We start from the raw sequence: 6477 nt of genomic DNA, 5'->3' as shown, positions 1-6477 counted from the left end.
CGGGGTCATCCGGCTGATCCGGGCGTATCTGAACAGCGGGATCATGGACGATGGCGTGGTCCAGACGCGCACGATGGGGACGCCGCAGGGTGGCCCGCTATCGCCGCTGCTGGCCAATGTCCTGCTCGATGAAGTGGACAAGGCGCTGGAACGTCGGGGCCATTGCTTCGTGCGCTACGCCGACGATGCGAACGTCTACGTTCGCAGCCGCCGGGCGGGTGAGCGGGTGATGGCGCTGCTTCGGCGGCTCTACGGCAAGCTGCACTTGACGGTCAACGAGACCAAAAGTGCGGTGGCCAGTGTGTTCGGTCGCAAGTTCCTGGGCTACAGCTTTTGGGTAGCCCCGGGCGGAGTGATCAAACGCAAGGTCGCCGTCAAGCCGCTGATGACGTTCAAGCAGCGCATCCGGCAACTGACCTGCCGTTCAGGCGGGCGCAGCATGCAGGATGTGGTGGATCGTCTGCGGCCCTATGTTCGGGGATGGAAGGCGTACTTCCGGCTGGCGCAAACGCCACGGGTGTGGCGAGAGCTCGATCAGTGGGTGCGTCATCGGCTGCGCGCCATCCAGCTCAAGCAGTGGAAGCGCGGTACGACCATGTACAGGGAACTGCTGGTGCTGGGAGCCAAGCTCGACGTGGCGCGACAGGTGGCGGCCAACAGCCGTCGCTGGTGGCGCAACAGCGGCATGCTCCTCAACGCCGTGTTGACCCTGAACTGGTCGGACCGGCTGGGACTGCCCCGGCTCTCATGACCTCAACTTCTCGAACCGCCCGGTGCGGACCCGCATGCCGGGTGGTGTGGCAGGGGAGCGACCCACAAGGTCGCCCCCTATGCCGATCCGCGGTCGTTCTCGCTGCGGCGCGCAGGGGGCCGCCAACAAAAAGATGGAAAACAACCCCATGCACAGTAGACGAGGGGTCAACGCAGGACGCGCTGGGGATGCTGGCAACAGTTTGACAGGCCAGGCCAATTCGGCGGGAGCCGCAACCGTCCGCGGAGCGGGGAACAGGCGCGCGAAATGCACTGCTTTCCGTACCTCCGACGATCCGGCCAAGCGGTTTGACTCGTCGGGCAAAACAGGGGCAGAATGTGATAATCGCATAATCCGAAATTCGCGCCGCAGCGACGATGAGCTTCGATCCAGATGGAGTTGAAAGCGCGCAAGGCATGGTCGCTGTCGACCGCCCGCCAATGGACCGCGAACAATCCGGCGGCAGGGCAATGCAACGTCACTGCGCTGCTCATCCATGAGCTCTTTGGCGGCGACTTGCTGAAGACGCCTCTGCCGGCCGGCGACCATTTTAACAATCGGATCGGAGGGCGGAGGTATGACCTCACAGCGAGCCAGTTCGATCAGCCCATCGTGTATTTGGACGTGCCAGCAAATCGCGCCGACGCAGAGCTGGGCGTAACAAACGACGAACCTGCTGAACTCAGAGCAGCGTTTCAGGAGCACCGTGATGGCGCGCCAAAACCGGAGTTATGGGCGCGGCAAGAGTAGAGCTATTCGATCACTTCGTCCGCGCGTCCGAGCAGCGAGAGCGGGACTGTGATGCCAAGCGCATTCGCCGTATTCACGTTGACAACCAGCTGAACTTTGGTGGCCTGCTGCACCGGCAGGTCGGCAGGTTTTTCGCCTTTCAGGATACGGCCGGTGTAGACGCCGGCAAGGCGGTTCGCTTCGGCAAAGTCGCCTCCATAATCCATGATGCCGCCGGCCGCGGCGAAGGTGCCGCCCTGAAAGATGGCGGGGAGCGCCTGCCGCAGCGCCATCTTGGCGAGCTTGTCGCTATTCCCCGTGAAGAGAATATCTCCGCCGATCACCAAGCCTGCGGAGCGCAATTCGCCTGCGCGCGCGAACACCGCATCAAAATCGTCCTCGCTGCTCGCATGAAGCACCTGGAGTTGCAGCCCGAGCGCGTGCGCCGCGACCTGCATCTCCTTCCACTGGTTTTCCGTAGTGGGATTGTTCGGATTCAGCAACAGAGCCATATCCTTGGCCGCCGGCAGGGTTCGTGCATCAACTCCAAGCGCTTCGGCCCGATCTGTACGTTCAAGGAAGTCACGCCGGTGACGTTTTCCGGACGGCCGGCTGAGACTCGGCACCAGACCAATTTCCACCGGCTTCCCGATCGTCGTGAACACGATCGGAATCGATGCGGTCGCTGTCTTTGCGGCGAGTGCCGCCGGGAGTCGTGAACGCGGCGATCGCGGATGGCGGATGATGCACCAGATCGGCAGCCATTGCGGGCAAACGATCGTACTGACCTTCCGCGCAGCGGTATTCAAGGGCAAGGTTCTGGCCCTCGACCTAGCCCATCGCGCCAAGACCACGGCGAAACCCAGCAGTCAGCAGCGCCCAGCCCTCCGCACTCCCGCTGCCAAGAACGCCTACCACCGGCATCGCTGCGGGTTGTTGCGATCGCGCGAGGTCCGAGCAGAGTGCAGCCGCACCGGCTCCCAACATGAAGTCTCGACGTTTCATCCTCTGCTCCAAGGCACGACCAACATCGTCGTTCGGACCGGCTGTGCGCTCAGCTTCGCCGCGCTCTACCAGCTTGGGTGCTCAGCGTCGCCGCGCATGTCCGGTCCGGAGACGAAAGCGGCAGTGCCTTCTCTCGCATTCCAATAAAACATTCGCCGATTGCTGTGGACACTCCTGATTGGCTTACACGAACCTGACCGGACGGCGACCGGCTTTCCGATGCTTCCTCATCAACTTCCTGGGGAAGAGACGTCTGGAATCTCGCACCGGGAGAGATGCTTAGCAGTCACTGCGGCAGAGATTCCCGATGTTGCTCGGGCGCGTGTGATCTGACGCCAACAATCTCAACGTGAGCGCGGTGCGTAGTTTTGCGGTGTTCCCTTTGCCGAACGCGAGGGCTATCGGAATCCGGCAAGCCGAAGTCGGGGCTGCGTCAGGTGTGCTTCACCGCCGTTCCGACTTCACGGTACCATATACCGGACTCAACCAGTCCCGACGGGAATTCAGCTTTCACCGAACACGGCGGCTCTCGATTCCTGATCGAGATGCCAAGGCGGCCGCTTCCCGTAGGGATTTGTCGATGAGAATGGCGATTGAAATCTTGCAACTCCTGGTACAATCGGCCGACAGTTGGCTCTTTGAAGGTAATCGTTCGGGTCTAAGCGATCGCGAATGGATGGCGTTACGCTTTCTCGCTCGTGCAAACAGGTTTTCGAGGACGCCGACTGCTCTCGCCAGCTTTCTGAGTACGACCCGCAGCGCCGCATCGCAGATTGCCATCGTGCTCCAGAACAAGGGACTGGTGGTCCGCAAGCCATCTGCAGAGGACAAGCGCTCGATTGCGCTATGCGTTACAGGCGAAGGCGAGACGTTGCTGGAGCGCGATCCGATAAACGCCTTGCGAGATCAGATTGTGGCACTTGAGGTCCCCGATCGGTCTCAGCTGCGCGATACGCTTTGCCGTGTTCTGGTTGGGCTCGATGTTGCCGAGCGGCGCTACCATCCTGGCGTTTGCAGTCAATGTATGTTTCTGGTCGAGAGCGGAGAGGGGAAGGACCATCATTTCAAGTGCCGGCGCTTTCGGAAACCTATAGCCCAAAAAGAGATGACCTTGCTTTGCACATATTTCGAGGGGCGGAGCCAAAAAGGCTAGCTGCTCAATGCTGATAAGCCTGAGCGCTTGCGTCATTCTCGACGTCACGACTGCGAACTGTCCGGCCGGAATGACTGGCTGAATTGACCTTGCGCCGGTGCACCGGAGATCCGTCCCGGATCAGAAATGGGAATGTTCGATCGCGCGGAGTTCTGCCTGCGCCGAACCGTTGCCCGGCAGCCTTATGAGTGCACGTCAGATTGGCTGACACGAACCTGACAAATGCCAGCAGCCCGCCGAGCGCTTTTTTGCTGGCCGACGCGCCCCGAATGGTGGAAGAGAGCGAAGATCCGGCGCAAGCCGCGTGCTGATATCGAACCATCCGGCGGGAATGCGATGCGTCTTCTGATCGTCGAGGACAATGCCGAGCTGTCACGGCTGGTCGCCAGCGGGCTGGCGGCGGCCGGCTATGAGAGCGACATCGCGAGCAGCGCCGCCGAGGCGCGCGAGGCGGTGGGCAGCGTCAGTTACGCTGCGATGATCCTCGACCTCGGGCTGCCCGACGGCGACGGCCTCTCGGTGCTGCGCGAGCTGCGCCGCCAGAGTAGTCCGCTGCCGGTGCTGGTGCTGACCGCGCGCGGCGGCTTGCAGGATCGCGTCAACGGCCTGCGCAGCGGTGCGGACGACTACCTTGCAAAGCCGTTCGCCATGGAGGAGCTGGTGGCGCGGCTGGAGGCGATCTTGCGCCGGCCGGGCCAGCTGCTCGGCCGCTCGCTGCATCTGGCCAATCTCGTCTACGACACCGAAAGCCGCCAAATCTTCGTCGACGACCAGCCGCGCATCATCTCGGCTCGCGAGGCCTCGGTGCTGGAGATCCTGTTGCGGCGGCAGGGGCGGGCGGTGCCGAAGAAGAATGTCGAGGACCACATTTTCGGGCTCGAAGGCGATGTCGCCTCGAACGCTGTGGAGGTCTATGTCTCGCGATTGCGCAAGCAGCTGGCCGAGCACGGCGCCAGGGTCGTGATCCACACCATTCGCGGCGTCGGCTATCTCATGGCCGAGGAGAAATAAGCGTGGCCCAGGTCAGATCCCATGTCGGATCCCATGCCGGGCTCTACGCGAGATCGCCGACGTTCAAATCGCTGATCTGGCGCATCGTGTTCCTGCACATCGTTGCGGTCGCGGTGGTCGCGATCTTCCTGCCGCTGGTGTTGTTCTGGCTGCTCAATTCTGAGATCGACCTGCTGCATCGCGATGCCATGCGCGCGCAGGCCGAAGTGCTGGCCGAGCGCATCGTCGCCCAGCCGGACGGCGCGCTGACGTTCAACCTGCCGGACAGCCTGCGAGGACTCTATTCAGACGCTTACGGTCGTTATCAGTACGACATTCGCGATGCCCAAGGCCGGCTGCTGTTCTCCTCGCACCGGCGCGCCGGCGCTGCCGCGGCGGCGCCGCCACTCTCCGAGACCATCTCCGGCGCCGGCGTCACCCGGGACATCAGCGGCAAGATGGTGCGCATCCAGGTTGCCGAGGATCTCGCGCATCGCGATGTCATCATCGACGATATCGTCTCGAACTTCTTCCGGCGCGTGGGATGGATCACCATCCCGATCCTGCTGATCCTGCTCGCCACCGACATCATCATATTCCGCCGCGCGATTGCGCCGCTGTGGAAGGCCTCGAAAGAGGCCAGCAATATCGGTCCGGCGCGCACCGACATCCGCCTGCCCACCGAGCAGATCCCGCGCGAGATCATGCCGCTGGTCACCGCGGTCAACCAGGCGCTCGACCGCCTGGAGGCCGGCTTTCGCGTGCAGCGGCAGTTCACCGCCGACGCCGCGCATCAATTGCGCACGCCGCTTGCGATCCTGCGCACGCGGATCGAGACGTTTGGCGACGGCGCCGCAAGGCAGGCGCTGCACGCCGATATCGAGAGTATGAGCCGGATCGTGGCCCAGCTCCTGGAGATTGCCGAGCTCGACACCTTGGTGCTCGACCCCGGCGAGACCGCTGACTTGCGCGCCGTCTGCGCCGAGGTGGTCGGTGCGATCGCGCCATTCGCGCTGGCCCGGCACAAGGACATCGCGCTCAAGGGCACCGAGCTGCCCGTGATGATCCACGGCAATTCCGAGATGCTGCAGCGCGCGATCTTCAACCTCGCCGAAAACGCCATCAAGTTCACCGCGAAGGACACCTCCGTCGACGTCGAGGTGCGGGACGACGGTTCGGTGCATGTGCGCGATTGCGGCCCGGGCATCGCGGAGGCCGAGCGCGAGCTGATCTTCCAGCGCTTCTGGCGCGCCGACCGCCAGCGCACCGACGGCGGCGGCCTGGGGCTGTCGATCGTGCGCGCCGTCGCGGACGATCATGCCGCCACAGTGGAGGTTGAGAACCTCGCGGGAGGCGGCGCGGAGTTCACGCTGCGGTTTCGGTTGGCGGAGGAAGCAATGGTCGCAGAGAAGAACCTGCGCGGCACTGGCGCTGCACCTTCTCCCCTTGTGGGAGGGCGATCGCATATGGGCTGATCTTGTTGTGGCCGATCCTTCGAGACGCCCGCCTTGGGGCGGGCCCTCAGGATGAGGATGGAGTGCGCGGCAGCGGTTTCAACGCGCGCCGATCTCGCTCAGCCTCATCCTGAGAAGACCGCGGAGCGGTCGTCTCGAAGGACGAGGCGCGCGCTCAGGCCGCCCAAAACGCCATATGCGGTAGCCCTGCCCCTTGTGGGAGAGGGTGGCTCGCCGCGATAGCGGCGAAACGGGTGAGGGGTCTCGCTCCGCGAGTCCCACTCTCATTCAACGCGTGGAGGCAACCCCTCATCCGGCGCCATAGCCGATGCGAAGCATCGGCGTTCTCAAGAACGGCGGCCGAAGGCCGCCTATGCCATCTTCTCCCACAAGGG

Annotated in this window: 7 protein-coding genes; 6 read left to right on the top strand and 1 reads right to left on the bottom strand. The window is 63.4% G+C overall.

All coding sequences use genetic code 11. From position 1 onward, the window contains the following. Together IVA82_RS30315 and IVA82_RS30310 are read left to right on the top strand one after the other, a co-directional pair. Positions 1 to 751: group II intron maturase-specific domain-containing protein (locus IVA82_RS30315; protein WP_247383375.1), on the top strand; the 751-nt coding region annotated here is incomplete at its 5' end. Positions 752 to 1144: 393 nt separating this feature from the next. Next, on the top strand, positions 1145 to 1501 hold the full coding sequence (locus IVA82_RS30310; protein WP_247383374.1) for a hypothetical protein: 357 nt from the start codon (positions 1145 to 1147) through the stop codon (positions 1499 to 1501). 2 nt (positions 1502 to 1503) lie between these two features. Here IVA82_RS30310 and IVA82_RS30305 read toward each other — a convergent pair whose 3' ends face one another. Beyond that, on the bottom strand, positions 1504 to 2145 hold the full coding sequence (locus tag IVA82_RS30305) for an ABC transporter substrate-binding protein (protein WP_247383373.1): 642 nt from the start codon (positions 2143 to 2145) through the stop codon (positions 1504 to 1506). 76 nt (positions 2146 to 2221) lie between these two features. Here IVA82_RS30305 and IVA82_RS30300 point away from each other — a divergent pair, with 76 nt between their 5' ends. The 4 genes from IVA82_RS30300 (at position 2222) to IVA82_RS30285 (ending at position 6103) form a co-directional block, all read left to right on the top strand. Beyond that, positions 2222 to 2632: a hypothetical protein gene (locus tag IVA82_RS30300; RefSeq protein ID WP_247383372.1), complete on the top strand. Its 411-nt coding sequence runs from the start codon at positions 2222 to 2224 to the stop codon at positions 2630 to 2632. A 433-nt stretch (positions 2633 to 3065) separates the two neighbouring features. Next, entirely contained in the window at positions 3066 to 3638 is a 573-nt protein-coding gene (locus tag IVA82_RS30295) for a MarR family transcriptional regulator (protein WP_247383371.1), read from the top strand. Positions 3639 to 3974: 336 nt separating this feature from the next. Beyond that, the gene (locus tag IVA82_RS30290; protein ID WP_247383370.1) at positions 3975 to 4649 is read left to right on the top strand and encodes a response regulator transcription factor; all 675 of its coding nucleotides are present in this window, start codon (positions 3975 to 3977) and stop codon (positions 4647 to 4649) included. Positions 4650 to 4651: 2 nt separating this feature from the next. Continuing rightward, positions 4652 to 6103, top strand: coding sequence for an ATP-binding protein (locus IVA82_RS30285; protein ID WP_247493669.1), 1452 nt, complete (start codon positions 4652 to 4654; stop codon positions 6101 to 6103). Positions 6104 to 6477 lie beyond the last annotated feature (374 nt).

The organism is Bradyrhizobium sp. 142 (assembly GCF_023074015.1).
Taxonomy (GTDB): domain Bacteria; phylum Pseudomonadota; class Alphaproteobacteria; order Rhizobiales; family Xanthobacteraceae; genus Bradyrhizobium.
Note: the sequence above shows the minus strand (reverse complement) of the source record. Positions and strands in the feature narration are given on the sequence as shown.